Raw genomic sequence first — 25,110 nt, 5'->3', positions numbered from 1 at the left:
CCCCAACTCTACCGTGCTCAACCATGCAGAATTGCCCCCTCCGTTTCTCTCACGGAGGGGGCAATCAGACGAACGGTCGGTGATCGGGGGCTCAGCAGCCGCCGGCGACCGCCGGGATGATGGAGACGCCGGCGCCGTCGGGCGTCGCGGTGTCCAGGCCCTGCTCGAAGCGGACGTCGTCGTCGTTGACGTACACGTTGACGAAGCGGCGCAGCTTGCCCTGGTCGTCCAGGACGCGGGCGGCGATGCCCGTGTGGTTCTTCTCCAGGTCGGCGATGACCTCGCCGAGCGTGGCGCCCTCGGCGGCGACCTCGGCCTGCCCGCCGGTGTAGGTGCGCAGGATGGTGGGGATGCGAACGGTCACGCTCATGCGAGGCCAGCCTCTCGGAAGGAGTCCAGGTTCGGGCGGATGGTGGCGGTGAGGCCGGTGCCGGCCACCGCGTCGAGGGTCTTGAGGCCGTCGCCGGTGTTCAGCACGACGGTCGTCAGCGTCGGGTCCAGGACGCCGTTCTCGATCAGCTTGCGGGTGACACCCACGGTCACGCCACCGGCGGTCTCCGCGAAGATGCCCTCCGTGCGCGCCAGCAGCTTGATCGCGTCGACGACCTGCTCGTCGGTGACGTCCTCCACGGCACCGCCGGTGCGCCGCGCGATGTCGAGGACGTAGGGCCCGTCGGCCGGGTTGCCGATGGCCAGCGACTTGGCGATGGTGTTCGGCTTCTGCGGGCGGACGACGTCGTGGCCGGCCTTGAAGGCGGCGGACACCGGCGAGCAGCCCTCGGCCTGCGCGCCGAAGATCTTGTACGGCTTGTCCGCCACGAGGCCGAGCTCGATCAGCTCCTTGAGACCCTTGTCGATCTTCGTGAGCTGGGAGCCGGAGGCGATGGGCACGACGAGCTGGTCGGGCAGCTCCCACCCGAGCTGCTCGCAGATCTCGTAGGCGAGGGTCTTGGAACCCTCCGCGTAGTACGGCCGCAGGTTGACGTTGACGAAGCCCCAGCCCTCGCCGGCCGGGTCGCCGATCAGCTCGGAGCAGAAGCGGTTCACGTCGTCGTAGTTGCCCTCGATGCCGACGAGCTCGCCGCCGTAGACCGCGGCCATGACGATCTTGCCCTGCTCCAGGTCGTGCGGGATGAACACGCAGGAGCGGAAGCCGGCGCGGGCGGCGGCGGCGCCGACGGCACCGGCGAGGTTGCCGGTGGAGGAGCAGCTCAGCGTCGTGAAGCCGAAGGCGCGGGCGGCCTCCAGGGCCTGCGCGACGACGCGGTCCTTGAAGGAGTGCGTCGGGTTGCCCGAGTCGTCCTTGACGAACAGCTTGCCGGCGTCGACGCCCAGCTCGCGGGCGAGGTTGTCGGCCTTGACCAGCTTGGTCCAGCCGGGGTTGATGTTCGGCTTGTCCGCCACATCGGCGGGGACGGGCAGCAGCGGCGCGTAGCGCCAGATGTTCGCGGGCCCCGCCGTGATGCGCGCGCGGAGTTCCTCGGTGTCGTACGCCGAGAAGTCGTAGGCGATCTCCAGCGGGCCGAAACACTCCTCGCACGCGAAGACCGGGCCGAGGGGCACGCGGTGGCCGCACTCCCGGCAGGAAAGCGCCGCGGCAGGGCCCAGGTCGACGGAATTCGTGGTGCTTGCAACAGTCTGCACAGCCATGTGAGGCGAGGCCCTTTCTCCTCATCTTCCTCACGACGCATTTCGCCGTGAGACGGATTTGGCACCTTCCCTAGCCGGGAGCCTCGCGGAGCGATCGACAATGATCTACGAGACCGGCTGGAGGGTTGCCGGGGCTTCATCGGGCCGTTTCCCTCTGCCCCTCTGGATGAGCTGTATGTGGTTGTTGATCACGCGGCCGACGGGTCGGGACCCCCGACATGCGATGGTCATCCGCGTTGTTCAAGACTGTAACCGACGGCCAGGACAGTTGAGATAGTCGTCCGAACCGCGAGATGGATCACACCGCCTCGCCGAGAGAACGCAGAGGAGCCACCGACCGTGCTGGAAGAAGTCGAGCGCTGGCTGACTGCACGCTCCTGGTCTGTGAACGATCGCCCGCTGCACCAGCTCCTGGCCGCGAAGCGCGCCACGGGGCAGTCGGTCAGCGTCGTCCTGCCCGCCCTGAACGAGGAGGAGACGGTCGGCGACATCGTCGCGGTCGTCCGCCACGACCTGATGCGCCAGGTGCCCCTCGTGGACGAGATAGTCGTCGTCGACTCGGGCTCCACCGACCGCACCTCCGAGGTGGCGGCCGCCGCCGGCGCGACGGTGGTGCACCGCGACGAGATCCTGCCCCGCCTCCCGGCCGTCCCCGGCAAGGGCGAGGTGCTGTGGCGCTCGCTGCTGGTCACGCGCGGGGACATCGTCTGCTTCGTCGACGCCGACCTGAAGGACTTCTCCTCCGACTTCGTCTCGGGCATCGTGGGCCCGCTGCTCACGGACCCGGACGTGGACCTGGTCAAGGCGATGTACGACCGCCCGCTCGGCTCGGCGGCCGGCCAGGGCGGCCGGGTCACGGAACTGATGGCCCGCCCCCTGCTCAACATGCACTGGCCCCAGCTCGCGGGCTTCGTCCAGCCCCTCGGCGGCGAGTACGCGGCCCGCCGCGGCCTCCTCGAACAGCTGCCCTTCCCCGTCGGCTACGGCGTGGAGCTGGGCATGCTGGTCGACGCCCTGCACCTGGTGGGCCTCGACGCGCTGGCGCAGGTCGACGTCGGCGTGCGCAGGCACCGCCACCAGGACGGCCAGGCCCTGGGCCGGATGTCCGCCGCGATCTACCGCACGGCCCAGCTCCGGCTGGCCCGCGGCCACCTGATCCGCCCGGCCCTGACCCAGTTCGAGCGCGGCGAGGAGGGCTTCGAGCCGCGCACGTTCTCGGTCGACACCGAGGAGCGGCCCCCCATGGTGGAGATCGCGGAGTACGCCGCGCGGAAGGTCGCGTGAGGGCCGGCGTATACGACCGGCCACGCGGCCGCACCGTACGTTTGAGCGTTTCCCGGCTGGGCTAGGTTGAGGCTTATGGCTTCCACGCAGGCTGCTCAGGTGCTGGTCGCGTCCAACCGCGGCCCGGTCTCGTACGAAGTACGCGAGGACGGCTCGCTGCACGCGAAACGCGGCGGCGGGGGCCTCGTCTCCGGACTCTCCGCGATCGGCTCCGACGCGGACGCGCTGTGGGTGTGCTCGGCCCTCTCGGACGGCGACCGCGAGGCGGTGCGCCGCGGCGCGGGCGAGCCCGGCGTGCGCATGCTGGACATCCCGGCGGACGTCCACGCGGACGCGTACAACGGCGTCGCCAACTCCGTGCTGTGGTTCGTGCACCACATGCTCTACCAGACCCCGCTGGAGCCGGTCTTCGACGCGGAGTTCCGCCGCCAGTGGGAGTCCTACGAGACGTACAACCGGGCCTTCGCCGAGGCGCTGGCCCAGGAGGCGGCCGAAGGCGCCACGGCGGTGATCCAGGACTACCACCTGACGCTGGTCCCGGGCATGCTGCGCGAACTGCGCCCGGACCTGAGGATCGGCCATTTCTCGCACACGCCGTGGGCGCCGCCGGAGTACTTCCGGATGCTGCCGGACGACATCGCCGCGAAGGTCCTGCGCGGCATGCTCGGCGCCGACCGCCTCGGCTTCCTCACGCGGCGCTGGGCGGACGCGTTCACGGCGTGCTGCGAGGCGTTCGCCGACGGAACGGGGAACACGCGGATCGGCGTGCACGGCCTGGGAGTCGACGCGGACTTCCTGCGCACCCGCGCCCACGAGCCGGACGTCGAGGACCGCATCCGGGACTTGCGCGAGGAGATCGGCACGGCCCCCGACGGCACCCCGCGCCGCACGATCGTCCGCGTGGACCGCACGGAACTGTCGAAGAACATCGTCCGGGGACTGCTGGCCTACCGCCACCTCCTGGCGGAGCACCCGGAGTGGCGCGAACGCGTCGTCCACGTGGCCTTCGCCTACCCGTCGAGGCAGGACCTCGCGGTGTACCGGGACTACACCGCCGAGGTGCGGCGCGTCGCGGACGAGATCAACTCGGCCTTCGGCACGGCCGGCTGGACGCCGGTCGTGCTGCACGTGAAGGACGACTTCGCCCGCTCCCTGGCGGCGTACCGGCTGGCCGACGTGGCCCTGGTGAACCCCATCCGGGACGGCATGAACCTCGTCGCGAAGGAGATCCCGCTGCTGTCCGACGGCGGCTGCGCGCTGGTGCTGTCGCGGGAGGCGGGGGCGTGGGAGGAACTGGGCGAGGACGCGATCGGGGTGAACCCGTACGACGTGGTCGGTACGGCGGGGGCACTGCGGGAGGCGTTGTCGATGCCGGCGGGTGAGCGGGGGGAGCGGTCGAAGCGGTTGTCGGCGTCGGCGACCGCGCTGCCGCCGACGAGGTGGTTCCTGGAGCAGGTGGAGGCGCTGCGGGGCTGACGGGCGACGCGACCGACGCAGGTGGGCCACGGGGCCCGGCGTTACGAGGTGAACCGGCGTTGCAGCGGAGGCCGGGTGGGTGACGCGGCCCGGCGCTGCGGGGTGCCGCTGCGCCCACCCGTGCCGCCTGGGGGTACCCCCAGGCCCTTGGGGCACTGGGGGAGGCACGACTGCCCCGCAGCTTGTGCGGCACCACGACGCACCCGACCGCGACGTCACGCCAGCCACACCCCCGCCGACGCCCCCGACGCCCGCGCGGCCGGCGCCCCGCGTCGCTCACGGCAGCCGCGCCGCCAGCGCCCCCAGGAGGCCGACCACGCCCTCCGGCCCGTCCACCACCACATCCGCCCGCCGCCGCAGCTCCGGCACCTCGTCGCTGCCGCTGCACACCAGCACCCCCGGCGTCCCCGCCTCCCGCAGCCGCTCCACGGCCCCGAACGCCGGCAGATCCCCCAGGTCGTCACCGCCGTACAGCACGGCCTCGGCCCCGATCGACGACACGAAGTCGCTGAGGGCCACGCCCTTGTCCATCCCCGGCGGCCGGAGCTCCAGCACCATGCGCCCCGGCTCCACGATCAGCCCGTGCTCCGCCGCCAGCCCGGCCAGCGGCTCGCGCAGCGCCTCGAACGCCGCCTGCGGATCGGCGGCCCGCCGCGTGTGCACGGCGAAGGCCCGCCCCTTCTCCTCGACCCAGGCACCGTCGGCGACGCCCAGCTCACCCAGCAGCCCCGGCAACTCCCCCAGCGCCGCCCCGACACCGGGATGGGGCTCGGGCGCGACGATCTCCCCGCTCGCGGCCTCCCACCGCTCGGCGCCGTAGTGCCCGAGCACCACCAGGTGTTCGAGGCCGGCCACCCCGGCGAAGCCCCCGTACCGCACCGCGACCTCCGCGGGCCGTCCGGTGACCACCGCGACGGCGGCGACCTTCGGGGCGAGCGCGGCCAGCACCGGCACGGCGTCGGGGTGCGCCCGCGCCTGCTCCGGGTCGGCGACGATCGGCGCGAGCGTCCCGTCGAAGTCGAGCGCGACGACGGCCTTGCCGGGCCGCCGCAGGATGGCGTCGAGGCCGCTGCGCCCGGCCGCGGTGGAGGGCGTCGGCAGGGGCCGAGCGAGATCGGTTTCCGTGGGGTCCGTGGAGTCCGTGTGGCTGCCCATACGGCGAGCCTATCCACGCGCCCCACTCAGCGCTCAGCGCGCCGAGCGTCCCGCACGCGTCTCAGCCGGTTCACCGTCACGGGATCGAGGGCCAGCGCGCGTGGGTCGTCGAGCAGGGCGTTGAGCAGCTGGTAGTACCGCACGGGCGCCAGCCCCAGCTCCTCCCGTATGGCCCGCTCCTTGGCCCCGGGCCCGGAGAACCCACGCCGCTCCAGCGCGAGAATGTCCTGTTCCCGCGCCCCCAGTCCCACGTCGCCCGCGTCCATACCAGCAACGCTAACGCCGGCCACTGACACGGCGGCCGGCGCCCGCCTCACTCCGTGTTCACTCCGCGCTCTCGGCCCGCATCGCCAACGACTGCAGCCGCCCGAGCACGTCCTCCGGATCACCGCCGGGCCGGACCGCCTGCGCCACCTGCTTCTTCACGGCGGCGCTGACCTCGGCCCAGGAGGTCTGTCCCACGGGATACATCTCGGACAACTGGAGTTCCTCCAGGAACGGCCGCAGCTCCGCGTCCCGCCGCGCGGCGCTCATCGTGTCGAACGCCGAGCTGGTGACGGGCAGCAGGTCGTACCGCCGGGAGAACTCCAGCACGTTCTCGTCCTCGTAGACGAAGTCGAGGAAGTCCCCGATCTCGTCCCGGTGGCCGTTCTGCTTGAAGGCGGTCATCCAGTCGGCGACGCCCAGCGTGGCCCGGCTCTCGCCCTCGGCGCCGGGCGTGGGGACCATGCCGAACTTCACGCCCTTGGCGGCAGCGGCCTCCATCAGCGAGGGATGCCCGTTGAGCATGCCGACGTCCCCGGCCGCGAACGCCTCGAACGCGTCGGCGCGGTTCAGCTCGCCCGGCGCGACGGGCCCGGTCAGTCCCTTGCCGACCAGTTCCTCCTTGAGCCACGTGAACGTGTGGACGTTCTGCGGGGAGTCGATGCCGTAGCTGCCGACGGTGTCGGTGTAGCCGCCCCCGCCGCTCAGCATCCACTGCATGGTCTCGGCCTGCGCCTCCTCGGGCCCGAGCGGCAGCGCGTACGGGTACTTGACGCCCTCGGCCTTGAGCGCGGCGGCGGCGTCGGCGAGTTCGTCCCACGTGGTGGGCGGGGTGAGGCCGGCCTCGGCGAAGAGGGTCCTGTTGTAGAAGAGGACGCGCGTGGAGGAGGCGAACGGCATCCCGTACTGCACGGAGTTCACCTGCCCCGCGACGGCCAGCTGCGAGACGAAGTTGGCCTGGACGGGTATGGAGAGCACGTCGTCGGCCCGGTAGAGCAAGTCTTTCGCCGCGTAGTCGGCGTACGCGCCGATCTGCGCCATGTCGGGGGCCTTGCCGGCGTCGACCATGGCCTTGACCTCGCGGTCGACGTCGTTCCAGGAGTACACGCTGACGTCGACGTTCACCCCGGGGTGCTTCGCCTCGTAGGCGCTGACCAGCTCGTCCCAGTACTTCTGGGAGCTGCTGCCCGCGTCGTCCCCGTAGTCGGCGGCGACGAGCCTCAGCGTCACCTCGTCCGTGCCGCCGAGTCCGCAGCCGCCGAGGACCGCCGTCATGCCCAGTGCGGACACCACCGCGATCGTTCCTGTCCTACGCCGCTGCACTGCTCTGCTCTCCCGGACTCTTGGCGAAAATTTTCGAAACCGGCCATAAGGTCTACACCACGTGAGTGGACTAGACCTCTTGCGGGTCGTCGGGCCACACTGTCCCCGTGAGACATGTCATCGCCCTCGACGTGGGCGGCACCGGGATGAAGGCCGCCCTGGTCGGGGCGGACGGCGAGCTGCTCCACCGGGCCCGCCGGGCGACGGGCCGCGAGCGCGGACCGGACGCCGTGGTCGCGGAGATCCTCGGCTTCGCGGCCGAACTGCGCGCGCACGGCGAGACGCGTCTCGGCGGGCCCGCGGCCGCGGCCGGCGTCGCCGTGCCCGGCATCGTGGACGAGGCGGCGGGCGTCGCCGCGTACGCGGCCAACCTCGGCTGGCGCGACGTACCGCTGCGGGCGCTGCTCGCCGAGCGGCTCGGCGGCGTACCGGTCGCCCTCGGGCACGACGTGCGCACCGGCGGCCTCGCCGAGGGCCGGGTCGGGGCGGGCCGGGGCGCCGACCGGTTCCTGTTCGTGGCACTGGGCACCGGCATCGCGGGCGCGATCGGCGTCGACGGCCGGGTGGAGGCGGGCGCGCACGGCTTCGCGGGCGAGATCGGCCACGTGGTCGTACGCCCCGGCGGCCTGCCCTGTCCCTGCGGTCAGCGCGGCTGCCTGGAGCGGTACGCGTCGGCGGCGGCCGTCAGCCAGGCGTGGGCCGAGGCCTGCGCAGACCCGGACGCGGACGCCGCCGACTGCGCGAAGGCCGTCGAGGCGGGCGATGCCCGCGCGGTGCGGGTCTGGCAGGACGCGGTCGACGCGCTCGCCGACGGCCTGGTCACGGCCCTCACCCTGCTGGACCCGCGCACCCTGATCATCGGTGGCGGGCTGGCCGAGGCGGGGCAAACCTTGTTCCAGCCCCTGCGGGACGCCGTCCGGCGCCGCGTCACCTTCCAGAAGCTGCCGTCCCTCGTCCCCGCGGCGCTCGGCGACAGCGCCGGCTGCCTGGGCGCGGGGCTCCTCGCCTGGGATCTCCTCGCATCCACCGACCGTTCGGAGGTAACCACCTGATGGCCCCCAGCAAGGTTCTCGCAGGTGCCCGGGTGGTTCTGCCCACCGGGACCGTGGACGACGGGCGCGTCGTCGTCGACGGCACGCGCATCGCCGACCACGCCCCGCACGACGCCGATGTCCTGGACGTCTCCGGCCACTGGCTGGTCCCCGGCTTCGTCGACATCCACAACCACGGCGGCGGCGGAGCGTCCTTCACGTCCGGCACGGTCGAGGAGGTCCTGCGGGGCATCCGCACCCACCGGCAGCACGGCACGACCACGCTCGTCGCCTCCACGGTCACCGGCGACATGGACTTCCTCGCGCAGCGCGCCGGCATGCTGTCGGAGCTGGCCGAGCAGGGCGACATCGCCGGCATCCACTTCGAGGGCCCGTTCATCTCGCCGTGCCGCAAGGGCGCCCACTCCGAGGCCCTGCTGCGCGACCCGGACCCGGCCGAGGTGCGCAAGCTGATCGACGCGGCGCGCGGCCATGCCCGCATGGTCACCCTCGCCACCGAACTGCCGGGCGGCGTCGACTCCGTACGGCTGCTCGCCGAGCACGGCGTCATCGCCGCGGTCGGGCACACGGACGCGACGTACGAGCAGACGGTGGAGGCGATCGACGCGGGCGCGACGGTCGCCACCCACCTGTTCAACGCGATGCCGGTGCTCGGGCACCGCGCCCCCGGCCCGATCACCGCCCTCCTCGAGGACGAGCGGGTCACGGTCGAGCTGATCAACGACGGCACGCATCTGCACCCGGCGGCGCTCCGGCTGGCGTTCCGCCACGCGGGAGCGGACCGGGTCGCGTTCATCACGGACGCGATGGACGCGGCGGGCTTCGGCGACGGCCGCTACATGCTCGGCCCGCTGGAGGTCGAGGTGGCCGACGGCGTGGCGCGCCTGGTGGAGGGCGGCTCGATCGCGGGCTCGACGCTGACGCTGGACCGGGCGTTCAAGCGGGCGGTGACGGTGGACCGGCTGCCGGTGGAGCAGGCGGTCGCCGCGCTCTCCGCGACCCCGGCGCGGCTGCTCGGCCTCGCCGACCGGATCGGCTCCCTGGAGCCCGGCAAGGACGCCGACCTGGTGCTGCTGGACGGCGACTTCGAGGTGGCGGGCGTGATGCGCCGGGGTGAATGGGTGGTGGATCCCCAACTGGGCTGATCCGTCCCGGAGTACGAGGCCGTCCACCCGGCCCGGGGCTGGGAGGACGGCCGTGTGTTTGGCATGATCGTGGCCCGCAAAGGCGAAGGAAGCGGCAACGACGCGAACACGGGGGAGGTCGGCCCAGGTGATCCTCACGGTCACGCTGAACACCGCTCTCGACATCACCTACCGGGTTCCTGCCCTCTCCCCGCACGCCTCCCACCGGGTCACGGACGTGACGGAACGTCCCGGCGGCAAGGGCGTGAACGTGGCCCGGGTCCTCGCAGCCCTCGGCCACCGGGTCACGGTCACCGGTTTCGCGGGCGGCGCGACCGGCGGCACCGTCCGGGAGCTGCTGGCCGGAACCCCGGACGTGGTGGACGAGTTCGTGCCGGTCGCGGGGCCGACGCGGCGCACGATCGCGGTGGTGGACGACACGACGGGCGACACGACCCAGCTCAACGAGCCGGGTCCGACCGTCTCCCCCGCCGAGTGGTCCGCCTTCCTGCGCGCCTACGAGCGGCTGCTGGCGCCGGCGTCGGCGGTGGCCCTGTGCGGCAGCCTGCCACCGGGCGTGCCGGTCGGCGCGTACGCGGGTCTGGTCCGCACGGCCAGGGCGGCGGGCGTCCCGGTCCTGCTGGACACGAGCGGCGAGGCACTGCGCCGGGGCGTCGCCGCCCGCCCGGACATGATCAAGCCCAACGCCGAGGAGCTGGCCGAGCTGACGGGCTCGCACGAGCCGCTGCGCGCGACACAGGACGCCCGCCGCCGAGGCGCCCACACGGTGATCGCGTCCCTGGGCCCGCAGGGCCTCCTCGCCCTCACCCCCGAGGGCCTGTGGCGAGCGACCCCACCGGCCCCGGTCCACGGCAACCCGACGGGCGCCGGCGACGCGGCGGTCGCGGGCCTGCTGTCGGGCCTGACGGAACGCCTGCCGTGGCCCGACCGCCTGACCCGCGCGACGGCCCTGTCGGCGGCGACGGTACTGGCCCCGGTGGCGGGCGAATTCGACGGCCGGGCCTACGAGGACTTCCTGCGCCGCATCTCAGTGACGACGGAGGCGGGCGCGGCCTGAGGTCACTTCTTGACCTGGCCGGCCTTGAGCCACATCCGGTCCAGCAGGACGTTGCACTTGTCGCCGGCCGCGCAGGACAGGCTGATCGTGTTGGTGCCCTTGTTGAGGGTCGGCCAGGCGAAGGTCTGGGTCCAGCCCTTCGCGAAGTCGCCGCCCTTGGCACCGGCGAAGTTGCTCAGGTTGAGCTTGCTGCCGAACGGCTTGCCGTTGACGGTGAGCGACATCGACTGGTCGTCGTCGGCCGTGCTGTACCGGGTGAACAGCGTGTAGAGGCCGTCCTTCGGGATGCCGTTGACGGTCCAGGTGACCGTGGAGCCGGGCTGGTTGAGGTTCGTCACGTAGATGCCGCCGTCGGACTCGGCGCCCTCGACGTCCGACGCCGTCACCGCGCCCCCGTCCAAGCGGAGCGCCTTCGCGTCGATCTCCGGGAGCTCGACCTCGTCCTCGGCGCCCTTGCTGGGCTTTTCCGTGGGCTTGGCGCTCTGCTGGGCCGTGGGGGCCGTGGTCGCCTGGCCGTCGGCCTTGTCGTCGTCGTCACCGCCGCTGGTGGTCATGGCGACGCCGATGCCGATCACGACGGCGGCGACGACCGCGATCGCGCCGATCAGCAGGCCCTTGGTGTTGGGGCCACGGCCGCGCCCGCCGCCACCGCCGGCTCCGACGCCGGGCGACTGGTGCTGTGCGGTGGGGGCGCCGCCCGGGAAGGTCTCCGGCGCCGCGTAGTGCGCGCTGGGCCGGCCGTAGGCGCCCTGCTGCTGCGGTATGGGCGCACCGGCCGGCGGCTGCTGGCCGTACTGCGGCTGCTGCTGGCCGTACTGGCGCGTGCCGACAGTCCGCACCCGGTTGACCGAGTTCGGATAGCCGTAGCCACCGGACGGCGGCTGGGCTCCGTTGGCCTGCCCGTCGGCGTACAGGTAGCCGAACGGGTCGTCGTCCTCGGGCGTGCTCGCGCCGTTGTTGCCGGGCGTCATCCCTTGGTCTCCTCAACAGGTGCGGTGCGGATGCGGTACGAGTCGTAGAGGGGCGAGCCTACCCGCTCCACATGGCCCAAACGGGTGACCCGGATCGCATCAACTCGCTGACCTGCGGGTCATCCGGCGCGTCGATGTTGTTTGGGACGAGATCGTTTCTCGACGTACATCCGCTCGTCAGCAGACTTCAACACTTCGTCCGCCGTCATGCCGCAGTGGGCCCATCCGATGCCGAAACTGGCGCCCACGCGCACCGCGCGGCCCTCCGCCCGGATGGGCTGGATGATCTCGTTGCGCAGCCGGACGGCGAGGTCCTGCGCGTCGGCCCGGCCGAGCCCGTTGGCGAGAATGACGAATTCGTCACCCCCGAGCCGCGCGACCGTGTCACCGTCGCGCACTCCGCGTGACAACCGCCGCGCGACCTCGATGAGGACGGCGTCGCCCGCGTTGTGCCCGAACCGGTCGTTGATGGACTTGAAGCCGTCGAGGTCGCAGAACAGCACCGCGAGCCCCTTGGCCCCGTCGTCGGGGTCGCCCTCGGGGGCGACGGTGTGCACGTGGTGGTCGTAGGCGTCGTACGTCTCCGCCATCGTGCCGTAGCCGTAGTCGAAGCCGTGGCTCGGGGTGTCGTAGACGGCGGGGTGGCCGTAGGCCGCGTCGATGGAGTCGGCCGTGGCGGAGTGCAGCGACTGCGGGCGCTGGCAGAGCCGGGCGGCGAGCCGGGCGCGCAGCTCGGCGGAGTTCGGCAGGCCGGTCAGGGAGTCGTGGGAGGCGCGGTGGGCGAGCTGGAGCTCGCGGCGCTTGCGCTCCTCGATGTCCTCGACGTGGGTGAGCAGGAAGCGGGGCCCGTCGGCGGCGTCGGCGACGACGCTGTTGCGCAGCGACACCCACACGTACGTGCCGTCGCGGCGCCCGAGCCGCAGCTCGGCCCGGCCGCCCTCGGCGGAGGTCCGCAGCAGGGTGCCGATGTCCTCGGGGTGGACGAGGTCGGAGAAGGAGTAGCGGCGCATCGCGGAGGCGGGCCGGCCGAGCAGGCGGCACAGGGCGTCGTTGGTGCGCAGTATGCGGCCGTGCTGTTCGCCGCCCATCTCGGCGATGGCCATGCCGGAGGGCGCGTATTCGAAGGCCTGGCGGAAGCTCTCCTCGCTGGCGCGCAGGGCCTGCTGTTCGCGTTCGAGCCGGACGAGGGCGCGCTGCATGTTGGAGCGCAGCCGGGCGTTGCTGATGGCGATGGCGGCCTGGAAGGCGTACATCTGGAGGGCCTCGCGGCCCCAGGCGCCGGGCCGCCGTCCGTTGCGCGGGCGGTCCACGGAGAGGACGCCGAGGAGTTCGCCGCTGGAGCCGCCGGGGCCGGGCGCGAACATCGGGGCGAAGAGGCGGTCGGCCGGGTGCCACTCGTCCTCGAAGCGCGGGGCGGGGCCGTCGGTGTACCACTGCGGGACGTCGTCGTCGTCGAGGACCCAGCCCTCGTTGTGGGGTATGAACACCAGGCTGCCCCACTGCTCGCCCATGGCGAGGCGGCGGTCCCAGGACTCGCGGGAGCCGACGCGGCCGGTGATGAGGGCCTCGGCGGCGGGGTTCCCGGCGAAGGCGGCGACGACGAGGTCGCCGTCGGGGCGGACGAGGTTGACGCACGCCAGTTCGTACCCGAGGGCGCCGACCGCGCCGTCGGCGACGGTCTGCAGGGTGTCCGCCAGGCTGCGTGCCGTGTTCATTTCGGCCATGACCTGGTGCAGCTGTCGCAGGGACGCAAGGCGGACATACGGCTCCGACTCGGTCTCCATGCTCGCCCTCCCCCCGAGACCTCGCAGCGAATCAAGGGTTCTCATCGGCGTATCGAACTGGCAGCTTCCCAGCCACTGAATCACAGCGCGCTGCCCACTCGGTACACAGGGTCAACAATTACTGGGCCTTGTGACTCAAGTCACAGGGAAAGATGAACAATTGAGTGGGGTTTCTGCCTTTCTCCTGTCCGTTTACCGAATGCATTTATGCGAGTGAGGCGCCTTTTCGGCGTTCTCCACCGTCGATCTCCACCGTCGATCTCCACCATCGATCTCCGCCGTCGGTCCTAGGTCCCGGTCGGGACCGGGGCCCGATGCGGGGCGTGCTGGGCGGAGACTAGCGTTTCGGACGTGCCGAAGACTCCCCCAGCCATGTCCCCGATGATCCCCGCGCCCGCCTCCGGGCATCCTGAGGGGGTGACCAACGACGAGTTCCGCGCCGCCATGTCCCGGCTCGCGGCGGGCGTGGTCCTGGTGACCGCGAAGGAGCCGCCGCTCGACGCCGACGATCCGGGGGCGCCGGAGGCCGAGGACGTCGGCATGACGGCGACCGCTTTCATGTCGGTGTCCCTCGACCCGCCGCTGGTGCTGGTCAGCCTGCGCGTGGGCTCCCGCATGGACGACCTGCTCGACGAGCAGCCGCAGTGGGCGGTCTCCGTCCTCGCCGAGAGCCAGCGGCACATCGCGGGCCGCTTCGCGATGAAGGGCCGCCTCAGCGACCGCCTGCTGTTCGAGGACATCCCGTACGTGCGGGGCGAGGTGACCGGCGCGCCCCTGGTCGGCGGCGCCCTGGCCACGCTGGAGTGCCGCACGGAGCAGCGCGTCGTCGCGGGCGACCACACCCTGGTGGTCGGACGCGTGCTGACGGCCCACTTGCCGAGCGCGGACGGCGGCCCGCTGCTGTACTTCCGCGGCCGCTACCGCCACTTGGCCTGACCGGCCCGGCCTCGACGCGGGATCCCCGTTCCCGTGTTCAGGACCAATTCTTCGGAGAACGCCCCCGCTTCGTCTCCGAGCGCTGCTTCTTCTCCCGCAGCCGGCGCTCGTTGATGCCGCGCGGAATGCGGGTGGGCCGGCGCGGCCGGGGCGGCGGCGCGGTGGCCTCCGCGAGCAGGGCCGCGAGCCGTACGGCCGCCGCCTCGCGGTTGCGCCACTGGGAGCGGTGCTCGGAGGCGCGGACGGTGACGACGCCGTCGGTCAGGCGCCCGGCCAGCCGCTCCAGCGCCCGCCGCTTCCACACCTCGGGCAGCGCCTGCGTCTTCGCCAGGTCGAAGCGGAGCTCCACCGCCGTGTCGGTGGTGTTGACGTGCTGCCCGCCCGGCCCGGACGACCGCGAGAAACGCCACAGGAGCTCGGCCTCCGGGAGGGAGACGGAGCCACGGATGACGTGAGGACCGGACATGCCCACCATGTTCCCGTCCCTGTCCCGTCCACGTCACCCCGTTTTCGGGCGCCCGGGTAAAAAAGGTAAAGCCGCCCGGAACCTTCGGTACCCCCCGCGGCGTTCATAGGGGTAGCTGTAGCTTCATGCCCGTACGCAAGACCGCGTTAGCAACGAGGGAAGGGACTCCCGAACAATGGCTGTAAGCCTGTCCAAGGGCGGCAACGTCTCGCTCACCAAGGAAGCTCCGGGCCTGACCGCCGTCACCGTGGGCCTCGGCTGGGACGTCCGCACCACCACCGGCACTGACTTCGACCTCGACGCCTCCGCGATCGCGGTGAACGCGCAGGGCAAGGTCTACTCGGACGCCCACTTCGTGTTCTTCAACAACAAGCAGACGCCGGACAGCACCATCGTCCACACCGGCGACAACCGCACGGGCGAGGGCGCCGGCGACGACGAGGCGATCAACGTCAACCTGGCCGGCCTCCCGGCCGACATCGACAAGATCGTCTTCCCGGTCTCCATCTACGACGCGGAGAACCGCAGCCAGAACTTCGGCCAGGTCCGCAACGCCTACATCCGCATCGTCAACCAGGCCGGCGGCGCCGAGATCGCCCGCTACGACCTGTCGGAGGACGCGGCCACCGAGACCGCCATGGTCTTCGGCGAGCTCTACCGCAACGGCGCCGAGTGGAAGTTCCGCGCCGTCGGCCAGGGCTACGCCTCGGGCCTCGTGGGCATCGCCCAGGACTTCGGCGTGAACGTCTGACCCACGCCCCACCGCGAAGCCCCCGGCACGGACGACCGCCGGGGGCTTCGGCGTGATCGTCGCCATAGGATCACCGCGTGCGCACCCCCCGGCCCGTCGTTCTCCTCGTCTGCGTCGTCTCCCTCGTCGCTCTCTCCGCCTGCGACGGCGGCGTACAGGGGACTCCCGGGGGTTCCGGGCTCCGGGATCCGTACTTCCCGAAGGCCGGGAACGGCGGGTACGACGTCCGGCACTACCGTCTGCGGCTGTCCTACGACCCCCGCGCGCACCATCTCGCCGGTACCGCGACGATCGTCGCCCGTGCCACCCAGGACCTGTCGGCCTTCGCGCTCGATCTGCAGGGCCTGGACGTCGGGAAGGTCGTCGTCGACGGGGACACCGCGCGCTGGAACCGCTCCGGTCAGGACCTCACCGTGCGGCCCGCCGAGGATCTGGAGGAGGGCCACGAGTTCCGTGTGACGGTCCGTTACAGCGGCGCGCCCGAGACCGTCACCGACCCCGACGGGTCCGAGGAGGGCTGGCTGCGCACGGAGACCGGGGCGCTCGCGCTCGGGGAGCCGACCGGCTCGATGGCGTGGTTCCCCGGCAACCACCACCCCTCCGACAAGGCGTCGTACGACCTCGACGTGACGGTCCCGGCGGGTCTGCGGGCCGTGTCCAACGGGGAGTTGGCGCGCGAGCGCACCGCACACGGACGCACCACCTTCACCTGGCGCACCGCCGAGCCCATGGCGAGTCACGTCGCCACCCTGGCCATCGGCGACTACGACATCACCCGCACGACGACGCGCGACGGCCTGCCGCTGCACACGGCCGTCGACCCGGACCGCGCCGACTCCAGCCGCCCCGTCCTCGCGAGGCTCCCCGAGGTCATCGCCTGGTCCGAGCGGACCTTCGGCCCGTACCCCTTCTCCTCCGCCGGCGTGATCGTCGCCCGTGAGCAGGACGCCGGATACGCCCTGGAGACCCAGAACCGGCCCGTCTTCCCCGGCACCCCCGACCTCACCACCCTCGTCCACGAAGTCGCCCACCAGTGGTACGGCAACTCCGTCACGCCGAAGACCTGGCGGGACATGTGGCTCAACGAGGGCTTCGCCACCTACGCCGAGTGGCTGTGGTCCGAGGACCACGGGGGCGACAGCGCGCAGGAGATCTTCGACGCCCACTACGCCGACGAGGACGCCGGCTCCGGCATCTGGGCGTTCCCGCCCGCACGGCCGTCGGACGCGGCGCACATCTCCGACAGCCCTGTGTACGTACGGGGCGCGATGGTCCTGCACCGGATCCGGCAGACCCTCGACGACGACGCCGCCTTCCGCGCCCTGCTGCGCGGCTGGGCGACGGCCCACCGCCACGGCAACGTGGACACGGCCGACTTCACGGCCTACGTCGAACGCCGCGCCCCGGACAAGGACTTCGGCGCCGTGTGGCGGGACTGGCTGCACGGCGAGGGCAAGCCGGGCCGGGGCTGACCCGCCACCGGGCCGGGGGTCAGCGGCCCAGCGCCGCCGCGCCCACCGCCGCGAACTTCTCGTCCAGCGTGCCGGACGGGGCGCCCGCGACGCCGATGCCGGCGATCGGGGCGTCCTTCGCGGTGACCGGGACGCCGCCCGCGAGGAACAGGGTGCCGGGGATGTCCTTCAGGTTCGGGGCCTGCTCCAGTCGCTCGGCCAGCTGGGAGGTGGGGGCGTTCCAGGAGACCGCGGTGTACGCCTTGCGCTCGGCGGACTCGTAGGACTGCGGGCCGGCGCCGTCGCCGCGCAGGGTGACGAGGGTGTTGCCGTTGCGGTCGACGACGGCGACGGTGACGCGCTGGTTCTCCTTCTCGGCGGCGTCCAGCGCGGCCCGGGCGGCCTCGGTCGCGGCGTCGACCGTCAGGTGCGTGGTGGTCGTGGTGTCTCCGGCGGAGACTGCGGCGGGAGCGGCGGCCGGGGCAGCGGCGGAGGCCGCGGCGGGCGCGGCGGCCGGGGCAGCGGCGGAGGCCGCGGCGGGCGCGGAGGCGTTCGCGGAGACGGCGCCGAGCCCCGTGACGGCGACGGCGGCCGTGAGGGCGGCACCGGCGGCGGCGACGCGGGCGCGGCGGGAGAGCTTCGTGCGGGCCATGGGGAACTCCTGTCGGCGGACGGCGGCGCTGTTCGCCGCCTGGTCGGTGTCCCGGTCCCGGCTGTCGCGCCGGGACCGGCTTCCGCATCCACCTTGGGGCCGGAAACGGGCCCGGACCGTCGGCGTTCCGGCTGCTCGGCGGGCGCGGAACGGCCGACGCCCGGGTCATCCGATCGGCTGACCCGGCGGGCCGCGGGAGCCGTCACCATGGGAGGGTCTGCCCAGTTCACGGGCGGCGCGGAGGCGGAAGGAGGCGCGTCGGCATGCGCGAGCCGCACGAGGTGCGCGAGGTGCGCGAGCCGTACGACCCGGACGCCCGGTGGCTGGGCGCGGTGCTGCACACGGCGTTCTTCCTGCTGCTCGGCGGCGCCCTCGCGCGGTTCCTGCTGCGGCACCCCGGCGAGCCGCGCACTCCGTGGATCGTGGCCCTGTCCGTGACGCTCGCCCTGCTGCACGTGCTCGGCCCGCTGCTCGACGGCCGCCCCGGCACACCGGGGACGCGCCGGGCGGGACCGACGGGACCGACGGAGGCGAGTGGGCCGGCGGGGCCGGTGTCCCGGCGGCTGGTCCGGCTGGGGCTGGTCGTCGTGGTGTGGATGGTGCTCGTGGTGCTCGCGCCGAGCTTCTCCTGGTGCGCGGTGCCCCTCTTCTACACCGGGCTGCGCACCCTGCCGCCGCGCGCCGCGCTCGTCCTGGTCGCCGTGCTGACCCTGTTCGTCGTCGCCGCGCAACTGCGCCTCGCCGGCCGCTTCGACCCGAACCTGCTGCTCGCGCCGCCCGCCGTCGCCGCCATCGCCACGGCCGTCTTCCTCCGGGCACAGCGGCAGACCGCCCGCCAGCGCGCCCTCATCGACGACCTGATCCGCACCCGCCGCGAACTCGCCGCGTCCGAACGCCGCGAGGGCACCCTCGCCGAACGCGAGCGGCTGTCCATGGAGATCCACGACTCCCTCGCCCAGGGCCTGTCCAGCCAGCGCATGCTGCTCCAGGCCGCCGAGCGGATCTGGGAGTCCGACCCGGGCAAGGCCCGCGCCCACGTCCGGACCGCCGCGTCCGTCGCCGAGCACAACCTCGCGGAGGCCCGGCGCTTCGTGCACGACCTGGCCCCCGCCGACCTCGCCCGCGGCGGCGGCCTCGGCGCCGCGCTGCACGCCCTCGCCGCTCGGGAGTCCGGCGACCGGCTCGCCGTACGCGTCCACGTCGACGCCGGGGGACGCGAACCGATGCTGCCCGACCGCGTGCAGTCGGCCCTGCTGCGCATCGCCCAGGGCGCGCTGGCCAACGTCCGCGAGCACGCGGGCGCCCGCAGCGCCGCGCTGACCCTCACGGTCCTGGACGACCAGGTCGTCCTGGACGTCGCCGACGACGGCCACGGCTTCGACCCGGCCGCGCTGCCCGACTCCCCCGCCGGGATGCGCGGGCACGGGCTGCCCGCGATGCGCGCCCGGCTGCGCCAGCTCGGCGGCACGCTCACCGTCGAGTCGGCGCCCGGCGAAGGCACCGTCCTGTCCGCCGCCGTCCCCCTGGAGGCTCCCCGATGACCGACACCGGACGCCCCGTGCGCATCCTGGTCTGCGACGACCACGTCGTCGTGCGCGCCGGGCTGCTCGCCCTGCTCGACAGCGCCCCCGGCATCGAGGTCGTCGGGGAGGCCGGCACCGGCGAGGAGGCGATCGCCCTCGCCGGGAAGCTCACGCCGGACGTGGTGCTGATGGACCTCCAGCTCGGCGCCGGCATCGACGGCGTGGAGACCACCCGGCGCCTCACCGCCGGGCCGGGACCGGCGCCGCACGTCCTCGTGCTGACCACGTACGACACGGACGCCGACATCACCCGCGCGATCGAGGCCGGCGCGACCGGATACCTGCTGAAGGCCGAACGCCCCGAGGAACTGTTCGCCGCGATCCACGCCGCCGCCCAGGGACGTACGGCGCTGTCGCCGCCGGTCGCCAGCCGGGTGATGGCCAACATGCGCCGGCCGCGGCCCTCCCTCACCGACCGCGAGCGCGACATCCTCACGCAGCTCGCCCGCGGCCTCGGCAACCGGGAGATCGCCCGCGCCCTGTTCATCAGCGAGGCCACGGTGAAGACCCACCTCAGCCGCATCTACGACAAGCTGGGCGTCGACACCCGCGCGGGCGCGGTGGCGGTCGCGAAGGAGCAGCGGCTCCTGCCGTGACACGGGCGCCCGGCCGGGGCGGCACCGACGACCGGCCAGTGCGGCACCGACGACCGACCGGTGCCGCGCGCGTGACACCATCGCCCTCGTGCTCGACATCGGCTATGCCCTCTCCAACCGGTTCCCGGACCCCCCGCAGACGGACTACCGGCGCGCGGACGTCCGTGCCCTGCGCCACGACCTGTTCTGCGGCGACGTGTATCTCGCCGACACCGAGTCGGACCGGGAGCTGTCCACAGCCTGGGGATGGGTGCCGGTGCTGGACTTCGCGTGGGCGCTGTGCGACATCGTCGAGCGCATCGACCAGGACCCGGCGGGCTCCCGCGCCTCCCGCCCGCAGCGCGCGGAGCTGGACTTCACCGAGTCCACCGACCGCATGCTGTTCGAGCGCCGCTTCGGCTGGGTGGACGTCGAGGCCGACTGGATGCCGGCCGAGGAACCCCCGCTGACGTTCTCCCACGCCGAACTGCGCCGCGAGGCACGGGACTTCCTGCACGACCTGATCGCCGACCTGTGCGATCTGCACGACGACCTGGCCGAGAACCCCGCGGTCTGGACCCTTCAGGCCCGCTTCCCCCGGCTGCCCTGAGCCGCGCCGCCGGACCGGCCGGGCCCCTGCCCGCCGCCTCCCCTGCTCGACCCGCCTCCTCTGCCCCCACCCGATTCACCTCCCCCCGGAACTGCACCACCCGGACTCCCCACCCCCCAGAGCCCCTACTCCACCCGGATCCCCAGCGTCGCCGCCAACTCCGGCGCCAGATCCACCAGTTGCCCCGCGCTGATCACCGCCCCCGCCAGCCGGTCCACCCCGCGCGCGATCTCCAGCGAGGCGACCCCGCGCAGGTCGACGTCCGTCAGTGTCGCCGCGTGGAGGTCGACGCCCTTCAGCGCGCAGTCCACGAACTCGACGCGGTCGAGGCGGGCGCCCCCGAAGTCCGGCTCGACCAGGACGCAGCTCTCGAACACGACGTCCTTCAGGCGGGCCGTGCGCAGATTCAGGAAGTCGAGCTTGCCGCCCCGGACCACCACCCGCTCCAGCACGGCGGCGTGCAGCTGCGTGCCCCCGAGACGGGCGTCGACGAGCTCCACGTCCCGCAGGGTCGCCTCGGCGAGGTCCGTGCCGACGCCCCGTATGCCGGTCAGGCGGGAGTCGAGGAAGCGGGCGTGCGGCAGCCGCGTCCCGTCCAGCGCGCAGCCCGTCAGCGCGCAGTCCATGAAGCGGGCGCCCGCGCCGTCCTGCCCGGTCAGGTCCCGCTCCGCGAACTCCAGCCCGTCGTAGTCCCCGTCCGGCTCCAGGCCGCCGCCCGTCCAGGCCTCCAGCGGCGGCAGCCGCAGCTCGGGGCGGCGCGCCGCCCGCACCGCCGTACCGCCCCCGGGGCGCCCGCCCGTCGCTCTCCTCGCCATGCCCCCATGCTGCACCCGACCACTGACAATCACCCTGACCTGCGAAAACCAGCCGGCTCCCGCGCCCGTGTCACATTCCGGGCCGCTCCCGGTGTCTAAGGGGCAGACCAGTGCCGACCGACCAGAGGGAGACCCCCGACATGCACCGCATCACCGTCATCGGCGGCGGCTTCGCCGGGCTCACCGCGGCCATCACCGCCGCCGAGGCGGGCGCCAAGGTCACCGTGTACGAAGCCCACCACACCCTGGGCGGCCGGGCGCGCACCGCCGAGGGCCCGTACCGCACCAACGAGGGCCCGCACGCCCTCTACAACGGCGGCCCGCACTGGGCCTGGCTCAAGCAGCGCGACCTGATCGGCCCGCTCGCCCCGCTCCCGCCGCTGGAGGCCGCCCGGCTGCGGCTGCGGCACCGGGGCGCCCTGCGCCGCACGCCGCCGTTCGCCATGCTGAAGCTGCTGCGCCGGGGGCTGCCGCCCGCGCCCGTGGACACCGACTTCCTCACCTGGGCCACCCGCGTCGCCGGCGAGGAGGGCGCCCGGGCCGCCGCGCACTACTCGGCGGTCGCCCTGTTCCACCACGACCCGGGCGCGCTGTCGGCGGCGTTCGTGCAGGAGCGGCTGCGCCGCGCCACCAAGCTGCCGCCCGAGGCGCACTATCCCCGCGGCGGCTGGGGCAGTGTCATCGACCGCATGGCCAATCACGCCTGGAACCTGGGCGTCCGGATGGAGACCCTGGCCCGCGTCGACACGCTCCCGACGGACACCCCGGTCGTCGTCGCCACCTCGCTCGACGCCGCCCGCCGCCTGCTCAAGGACGACTCCCTGAGCTGGCCCAGCGGGCGTACGGCGCTGATCGACCTGGCGGTGCGCACGCGGCGCGGTGACGCCTTCGCCGTGTCCGACCTGGACGCGCCGGGCTGGATCGAGCGGTTCACCGCGCAGGACCGCACGCTCGCGCCCGCCGGCGAGCAGCTGATCCAGGGCCAGATCCCGATCGGGCCGCGCGAGACGAAGGCCGACGGCATCGCCCGCGCCGAGCAGTTGCTCGACCTCGGCTTCGCGGGCTGGCGCGAGCGCGTGACCTGGCGCCGGGAGGCCGTGGCGGGCGGCCGTACGGGCGCGGTGGACCTGCCGGGCACGAGCTGGCGGGACCGGCCGGCCGTGGCCCGCGGCGACGGCGTGTACCTGGCCGGCGACCAGGTCGCGGCACCCGGCGTCCTGTCCGAGGTCTGCTTCAACAGCGCCCTGACGGCGGTGTCCCTCGCCCTCGGCACCCAGGGCCGCCGCCCCCTCGACCTCAAGCACGCGTGAGACGCCGCCCCCGCCGCCTTCTCGCTCGCCGGCACACACGAGACGCCGGCCCCACACCCTTGACCTCAAGCGCGCTTGAGGTCGAAGAGTGGGTCCCGTGCCGACCACGGGCGGCACCGCCAGCGACCACAGCGTCTCCCAGGGGGCCCACATGCACGCCATCCGCCTGCACGCCTACGGACCGGCCGAGAACCTCACCTTCGAGCGGGTCGAGGACCCCCGGCCGGGCCCCGGCCAGGTCAGGATCGCCGTCGCCGCGGCCGGCGTCCACCTGCTCGACACGGCCCTGCGCGAGGGCGAGCGGGGCCCGGTGCCGGAGTTGCCCCCGCTGCCCACGATCCCCGGCCGCGAGGTCGCCGGCGTGGTCGACACGCTCGGCGACGGCACCGACGCCCACTGGCTCGGCAGGCGCGTCGTCGCCCACCTCGGCTTCGCGCCCGGCGGCTACGCCGAACTGGCCGTCACCGACGCCGACCGCCTGCACGAGATCCCCGAGCGGCTCGACCACGCCGCCGCCGTCGCCATGATCGGCACCGGCCGCACGGCGATGGGCATCGTGCGGTTCGCCGAGCCGGGCCCGGACTCCGCGGTCCTCGTCCCGGCCGCCGCCGGCGGCATCGGCACCCTGCTCGTGCAGTACGCCAAGAACGCCGGCGCCACCGTGATCGGACTGGCCGGCGGCCCCGAGAAGACGGCCCGCGTCGCGGCCAACGGCGCCGACCTCGCCGTCGACTACCGCGACCCCGACTGGCCCGCGAAGGTCCGCGCCCACCTCGGCGGCGCCCGCGCCACGATCGTCTTCGACGGCGTCGGCGGCGACGTGGCCCGCGAGGCCGTCGCCCTCCTCGCGCCGGGCGGCAGGCACATCGTCTTCGGCTGGTCCGCCGAGGGCATCAGGGGCGGCTCGCCCTACCTCGTCGACGGCGTCTCCGAGCAGGTCCTCGGCCCGGCGATGCTGCGCAGGGCCGGCGGCCCCAACCCCGTACGGACCCTGGAGCTGCGCGCCCTCGCCGAGGCCGCCGAGGGCCGGCTCACGCCCGCCGTGCAGCGCTTCCCGCTCGCCGAGGCGGCCGCCGCGCACCGGGCGCTGGAGACCAGGGCGACGACCGGAAAAGTGGTCCTGGAGCCATGACCAGGCGCGAGTCCCGCAAGGATGCGATACGTCACGATTCGTGGTCTTCTGGCCAGATGAGTGTCCCCCGGACAGGTGAATCAGGGCCTCCCGCGGGTGCCGACCCCCGACGCTGGTGGGGGCTCGTGTTCATCGCGCTCGCCCAGCTGATGGTCGTCCTCGACGCGACCATCGTGAACATCGCGCTCCCCTCGGCGCAGCGGGCGCTGGACATCTCCGACGGCGACCGCCAGTGGGTCATCACCGCGTACACCCTGGCCTTCGGCGGGCTGCTGCTGCTCGGCGGGCGCGTCGCCGACCTCGTGGGGCGCAAACGCACCTTCGTCATCGGGCTCGTCGGATTCGCCGTCGCCTCCGCGCTCGGCGGCGCCGCCACCACCTCCGGCATGCTGTTCGGCGCCCGCGCCCTCCAGGGCGTGTTCGCCGCGCTCCTCGCGCCCTCCGCGCTGTCCCTGCTGACGACGACCTTCACCGACCCCAGGGAACGCGGCAAGGCCTTCGGCATCTACGGCGCCCTCGCCGGCAGCGGCTCCGCGATCGGCTTCGTCGTCGGCGGCCTGCTCACCGAGTACCTGAACTGGCGCTGGTGCCTGTACGTCAACGTGCCCATCGCGATCGTCGCCGTCGTCGGCGCCCTCGCCCTGCTCCACGACCGCCCGGGCCACGCCGGAGCCCGCCTCGACGTGCCCGGCGTCCTGCTCGGCTGCGGCGGACTCGTCGCCCTCGTCCACGGCTTCAGCGAGGCCGAGCCCCGCGGCTGGAGCGACCCGTACGTCCTGGGCCTGTTCGCCGTCGGCGTCGTCCTCCTCGCGGTCTTCGTGTGGTGGCAGAACCGCGCGCCCGGACCGCTGCTGCCGCTGCACGTCGTCAAGGACCGCGACCGCGCCGGCTGCTTCCTCACCATGGCGCTCGCCGTCATCGGCATGTTCGGCCTGTTCCTGTTCATGACCTACTACCTCCAGGTCGTCCTCGGCTACTCGCCGGTGCGCACGGGCCTCGCCTTCCTGCCGCTCACGGCCGCGATCATCGTCGGCTCCACGCAGATCTCCGCCCGGCTGATGCAGCGCGTCCCGCCCCGCATGCTGCTGACCCCCGGCATGCTCCTCGCCGCGGGCGGCATGCTGCTCCTGACCCGCATGACCACGCACTCGTCGTACGCCTCCGAGATCATGCCCGCGCTGATCCTCATGGGCCTCGGCATGGGCCTCACCTTCATGCCGGTCTTCGCCACCGCCACCGCGGGCGTCGCCCCGCAGGACTCCGGCGTCACCTCCGCCACCGTCAACACCGCGCAGCAGGTGGGCGGTTCCATCGGCACGGCACTGCTCAACACCATCGCCACGACCAGCAGCGCCGGCTACATCACCGCCCACCTCACGAACCCCGCGCAGCGCGCGACGGTCGTGCGGGAGGGCGTCGTCCACGGCTACACCGTCGCCATCTGGTGGGCCGCCGGCATCATGGTGCTGGCCGGCCTGGTCGCGGGCCTGATGGTGACCGCCGAGGCCCCGAAACACGGCAGTCCGGCCGATGCGCCGATGCCGGAATCGGTGGCCTGAGGGGGACGCGGGGAGGGGCCATCGATCCGATCCGTGCGGCCCCTCCCCGCCTCGCCCGGCCCGGAAAACCCCGTGCCCGGCACCACGGCCTGCCACTAGCGTCCGTACC

Annotated in this window: 24 protein-coding genes and 1 riboswitch; of the genes, 14 read left to right on the top strand and 10 right to left on the bottom strand. The window is 73.3% G+C overall.

From position 1 onward, the window contains the following. Window positions 1-91 precede the first annotated feature (91 nt). Together ACZ7D7_RS14210 and thrC are read right to left on the bottom strand one after the other, a co-directional pair. The gene (locus ACZ7D7_RS14210) at window positions 92-370 is read right to left on the bottom strand and encodes a ubiquitin-like small modifier protein 1 (protein ID WP_470824435.1); all 279 of its coding nucleotides are present in this window, start codon (window positions 368-370) and stop codon (window positions 92-94) included. Then, window positions 367-1,650, bottom strand: a complete 1,284-nt coding sequence (gene thrC, locus ACZ7D7_RS14205; RefSeq protein ID WP_470824434.1) for a threonine synthase — start codon at window positions 1,648-1,650, stop codon at window positions 367-369. The genes ACZ7D7_RS14210 and thrC overlap by 4 nt, the downstream gene beginning before the upstream one ends. An 18-nt stretch (window positions 1,651-1,668) precedes the next feature. After that, window positions 1,669-1,823: riboswitch (SAM riboswitch) on the bottom strand. Between the two features lie 166 nt (window positions 1,824-1,989). Here thrC and ACZ7D7_RS14200 point away from each other — a divergent pair. Further along, the gene (locus ACZ7D7_RS14200) at window positions 1,990-2,934 is read left to right on the top strand and encodes a glucosyl-3-phosphoglycerate synthase (RefSeq protein WP_470824433.1); all 945 of its coding nucleotides are present in this window, start codon (window positions 1,990-1,992) and stop codon (window positions 2,932-2,934) included. Between the two features lie 75 nt (window positions 2,935-3,009). Next, on the top strand, window positions 3,010-4,410 hold the full coding sequence (locus ACZ7D7_RS14195; RefSeq protein WP_470824432.1) for an alpha,alpha-trehalose-phosphate synthase (UDP-forming): 1,401 nt from the start codon (window positions 3,010-3,012) through the stop codon (window positions 4,408-4,410). A gap of 276 nt (window positions 4,411-4,686) precedes the next feature. Here ACZ7D7_RS14195 and otsB read toward each other — a convergent pair whose 3' ends face one another. Genes otsB through ACZ7D7_RS14180 form a run of 3 tightly spaced genes read right to left on the bottom strand, consistent with a single transcriptional unit; the run spans window position 4,687 to window position 7,152 of the window. Further along, window positions 4,687-5,565 carry a trehalose-phosphatase gene (gene otsB, locus ACZ7D7_RS14190; RefSeq protein ID WP_470824430.1) on the bottom strand — a complete coding sequence of 293 codons (879 nt, stop codon included), beginning with the start codon at window positions 5,563-5,565 and terminating at the stop codon, window positions 4,687-4,689. 26 nt (window positions 5,566-5,591) lie between these two features. Next, window positions 5,592-5,831 carry a DUF3263 domain-containing protein gene (locus ACZ7D7_RS14185; RefSeq protein WP_470824429.1) on the bottom strand — a complete coding sequence of 80 codons (240 nt, stop codon included), beginning with the start codon at window positions 5,829-5,831 and terminating at the stop codon, window positions 5,592-5,594. Window positions 5,832-5,889: 58 nt separating this feature from the next. Beyond that, window positions 5,890-7,152: an extracellular solute-binding protein gene (locus ACZ7D7_RS14180; RefSeq protein ID WP_470824428.1), complete on the bottom strand. Its 1,263-nt coding sequence runs from the start codon at window positions 7,150-7,152 to the stop codon at window positions 5,890-5,892. A 107-nt stretch (window positions 7,153-7,259) separates the two neighbouring features. Here ACZ7D7_RS14180 and ACZ7D7_RS14175 point away from each other — a divergent pair, with 107 nt between their 5' ends. From ACZ7D7_RS14175 to ACZ7D7_RS14165, 3 genes are all read left to right on the top strand, one after another. After that, window positions 7,260-8,204: an ROK family protein gene (locus ACZ7D7_RS14175; RefSeq protein ID WP_470824427.1), complete on the top strand. Its 945-nt coding sequence runs from the start codon at window positions 7,260-7,262 to the stop codon at window positions 8,202-8,204. Then, the gene (gene nagA, locus ACZ7D7_RS14170) at window positions 8,204-9,349 is read left to right on the top strand and encodes an N-acetylglucosamine-6-phosphate deacetylase (protein WP_470824426.1); all 1,146 of its coding nucleotides are present in this window, start codon (window positions 8,204-8,206) and stop codon (window positions 9,347-9,349) included. Before ACZ7D7_RS14175 ends, nagA begins: the two co-directional genes overlap by 1 nt. Window positions 9,350-9,476: 127 nt before the next feature. Then, window positions 9,477-10,406: a 1-phosphofructokinase family hexose kinase gene (locus tag ACZ7D7_RS14165; RefSeq protein WP_470824425.1), complete on the top strand. Its 930-nt coding sequence runs from the start codon at window positions 9,477-9,479 to the stop codon at window positions 10,404-10,406. Window positions 10,407-10,408: 2 nt separating this feature from the next. On the opposite strand, the gene ACZ7D7_RS14160 is transcribed toward ACZ7D7_RS14165, so the two are convergent. Further along, window positions 10,409-11,377, bottom strand: a complete 969-nt coding sequence (locus ACZ7D7_RS14160) for a carbohydrate-binding protein (protein ID WP_470824424.1) — start codon at window positions 11,375-11,377, stop codon at window positions 10,409-10,411. A 119-nt stretch (window positions 11,378-11,496) separates the two neighbouring features. Beyond that, the gene (gene cdgB, locus ACZ7D7_RS14155; protein ID WP_470824423.1) at window positions 11,497-13,161 is read right to left on the bottom strand and encodes a diguanylate cyclase CdgB; all 1,665 of its coding nucleotides are present in this window, start codon (window positions 13,159-13,161) and stop codon (window positions 11,497-11,499) included. A gap of 351 nt (window positions 13,162-13,512) precedes the next feature. On the opposite strand from cdgB, the gene ACZ7D7_RS14150 reads away from it, so the two are divergent. After that, window positions 13,513-14,097 carry a flavin reductase family protein gene (locus ACZ7D7_RS14150; RefSeq protein WP_470824422.1) on the top strand — a complete coding sequence of 195 codons (585 nt, stop codon included), beginning with the start codon at window positions 13,513-13,515 and terminating at the stop codon, window positions 14,095-14,097. Between the two features lie 37 nt (window positions 14,098-14,134). Here the strand turns inward: ACZ7D7_RS14150 and arfB are convergent, their stop codons facing one another. Beyond that, entirely contained in the window at window positions 14,135-14,572 is a 438-nt protein-coding gene (gene arfB / locus ACZ7D7_RS14145) for an alternative ribosome rescue aminoacyl-tRNA hydrolase ArfB (protein WP_470824421.1), read from the bottom strand. A gap of 166 nt (window positions 14,573-14,738) precedes the next feature. Between arfB and ACZ7D7_RS14140 the strand changes: the two genes are divergently transcribed. Next, window positions 14,739-15,314 (top strand): TerD family protein, encoded by a 576-nt coding sequence (locus tag ACZ7D7_RS14140; protein WP_037857035.1) that lies wholly within the window; start codon window positions 14,739-14,741, stop codon window positions 15,312-15,314. Between the two features lie 77 nt (window positions 15,315-15,391). Then, window positions 15,392-16,786, top strand: a complete 1,395-nt coding sequence (locus ACZ7D7_RS14135; protein WP_470824420.1) for a M1 family metallopeptidase — start codon at window positions 15,392-15,394, stop codon at window positions 16,784-16,786. Between the two features lie 19 nt (window positions 16,787-16,805). Here the strand turns inward: ACZ7D7_RS14135 and ACZ7D7_RS14130 are convergent, their stop codons facing one another. Further along, a complete protein-coding gene (locus ACZ7D7_RS14130; RefSeq protein WP_470824419.1) occupies window positions 16,806-17,417 on the bottom strand; it encodes a GlcG/HbpS family heme-binding protein in 612 nt (203 codons plus the stop codon). A 263-nt stretch (window positions 17,418-17,680) separates the two neighbouring features. On the opposite strand from ACZ7D7_RS14130, the gene ACZ7D7_RS14125 reads away from it, so the two are divergent. The 3 genes from ACZ7D7_RS14125 (at window position 17,681) to ACZ7D7_RS14115 (ending at window position 20,185) form a co-directional block, all read left to right on the top strand. After that, on the top strand, window positions 17,681-18,958 hold the full coding sequence (locus ACZ7D7_RS14125) for a sensor histidine kinase (protein ID WP_470824418.1): 1,278 nt from the start codon (window positions 17,681-17,683) through the stop codon (window positions 18,956-18,958). After that, the gene (locus ACZ7D7_RS14120; RefSeq protein ID WP_470824416.1) at window positions 18,955-19,596 is read left to right on the top strand and encodes a response regulator; all 642 of its coding nucleotides are present in this window, start codon (window positions 18,955-18,957) and stop codon (window positions 19,594-19,596) included. The genes ACZ7D7_RS14125 and ACZ7D7_RS14120 overlap by 4 nt, the downstream gene beginning before the upstream one ends. Window positions 19,597-19,684: 88 nt before the next feature. Beyond that, window positions 19,685-20,185: a hypothetical protein gene (locus ACZ7D7_RS14115; RefSeq protein ID WP_470824415.1), complete on the top strand. Its 501-nt coding sequence runs from the start codon at window positions 19,685-19,687 to the stop codon at window positions 20,183-20,185. Window positions 20,186-20,310: 125 nt separating this feature from the next. Here ACZ7D7_RS14115 and ACZ7D7_RS14110 read toward each other — a convergent pair whose 3' ends face one another. Beyond that, window positions 20,311-21,000 (bottom strand): pentapeptide repeat-containing protein, encoded by a 690-nt coding sequence (locus ACZ7D7_RS14110; RefSeq protein ID WP_470824414.1) that lies wholly within the window; start codon window positions 20,998-21,000, stop codon window positions 20,311-20,313. Window positions 21,001-21,140: 140 nt separating this feature from the next. Here ACZ7D7_RS14110 and ACZ7D7_RS14105 point away from each other — a divergent pair, with 140 nt between their 5' ends. From ACZ7D7_RS14105 to ACZ7D7_RS14095, 3 genes are all read left to right on the top strand, one after another. Continuing rightward, a complete protein-coding gene (locus ACZ7D7_RS14105) occupies window positions 21,141-22,310 on the top strand; it encodes an FAD-dependent oxidoreductase (RefSeq protein ID WP_470824825.1) in 1,170 nt (389 codons plus the stop codon). A 151-nt stretch (window positions 22,311-22,461) separates the two neighbouring features. Further along, window positions 22,462-23,442, top strand: a complete 981-nt coding sequence (locus ACZ7D7_RS14100; RefSeq protein WP_470824823.1) for a zinc-binding dehydrogenase — start codon at window positions 22,462-22,464, stop codon at window positions 23,440-23,442. Window positions 23,443-23,498: 56 nt separating this feature from the next. Further along, a complete protein-coding gene (locus ACZ7D7_RS14095) occupies window positions 23,499-25,001 on the top strand; it encodes an MFS transporter (RefSeq protein WP_470824412.1) in 1,503 nt (500 codons plus the stop codon). The last annotated feature ends 109 nt before the right edge of the window (window positions 25,002-25,110 follow it).

It is taken from the genome of Streptomyces sp. NPDC037054 (assembly GCF_055606745.1).
This window is presented reverse-complemented; position numbering and strand designations above follow the sequence as displayed.

What these genes read in the sequence shown, in the direction of transcription:
- ACZ7D7_RS14100 (WP_470824823.1), top strand. Translation starts at nt 22,462, where the DNA reads ATGCACGCCATCCGCCTGCACGCCTACGGACCGGCCGAGAACCTCACC.
- otsB (WP_470824430.1), bottom strand. Translation starts at nt 5,565, where the DNA reads ATGGGCAGCCACACGGACTCCACGGACCCCACGGAAACCGATCTCGCT.
- ACZ7D7_RS14110 (WP_470824414.1), bottom strand. Translation starts at nt 21,000, where the DNA reads ATGGCGAGGAGAGCGACGGGCGGGCGCCCCGGGGGCGGTACGGCGGTG.
- ACZ7D7_RS14195 (WP_470824432.1), top strand. Translation starts at nt 3,010, where the DNA reads ATGGCTTCCACGCAGGCTGCTCAGGTGCTGGTCGCGTCCAACCGCGGC.
- arfB (WP_470824421.1), bottom strand. Translation starts at nt 14,572, where the DNA reads ATGGTGGGCATGTCCGGTCCTCACGTCATCCGTGGCTCCGTCTCCCTC.
- ACZ7D7_RS14160 (WP_470824424.1), bottom strand. Translation starts at nt 11,377, where the DNA reads ATGACGCCCGGCAACAACGGCGCGAGCACGCCCGAGGACGACGACCCG.
- nagA (WP_470824426.1), top strand. Translation starts at nt 8,204, where the DNA reads ATGGCCCCCAGCAAGGTTCTCGCAGGTGCCCGGGTGGTTCTGCCCACC.
- ACZ7D7_RS14105 (WP_470824825.1), top strand. Translation starts at nt 21,141, where the DNA reads ATGCACCGCATCACCGTCATCGGCGGCGGCTTCGCCGGGCTCACCGCG.
- thrC (WP_470824434.1), bottom strand. Translation starts at nt 1,650, where the DNA reads ATGGCTGTGCAGACTGTTGCAAGCACCACGAATTCCGTCGACCTGGGC.
- ACZ7D7_RS14120 (WP_470824416.1), top strand. Translation starts at nt 18,955, where the DNA reads ATGACCGACACCGGACGCCCCGTGCGCATCCTGGTCTGCGACGACCAC.
- ACZ7D7_RS14140 (WP_037857035.1), top strand. Translation starts at nt 14,739, where the DNA reads ATGGCTGTAAGCCTGTCCAAGGGCGGCAACGTCTCGCTCACCAAGGAA.
- ACZ7D7_RS14095 (WP_470824412.1), top strand. Translation starts at nt 23,499, where the DNA reads ATGAGTGTCCCCCGGACAGGTGAATCAGGGCCTCCCGCGGGTGCCGAC.
- ACZ7D7_RS14210 (WP_470824435.1), bottom strand. Translation starts at nt 370, where the DNA reads ATGAGCGTGACCGTTCGCATCCCCACCATCCTGCGCACCTACACCGGC.
- ACZ7D7_RS14185 (WP_470824429.1), bottom strand. Translation starts at nt 5,831, where the DNA reads ATGGACGCGGGCGACGTGGGACTGGGGGCGCGGGAACAGGACATTCTC.
- cdgB (WP_470824423.1), bottom strand. Translation starts at nt 13,161, where the DNA reads ATGGAGACCGAGTCGGAGCCGTATGTCCGCCTTGCGTCCCTGCGACAG.
- ACZ7D7_RS14130 (WP_470824419.1), bottom strand. Translation starts at nt 17,417, where the DNA reads ATGGCCCGCACGAAGCTCTCCCGCCGCGCCCGCGTCGCCGCCGCCGGT.
- ACZ7D7_RS14125 (WP_470824418.1), top strand. Translation starts at nt 17,681, where the DNA reads ATGCGCGAGCCGCACGAGGTGCGCGAGGTGCGCGAGCCGTACGACCCG.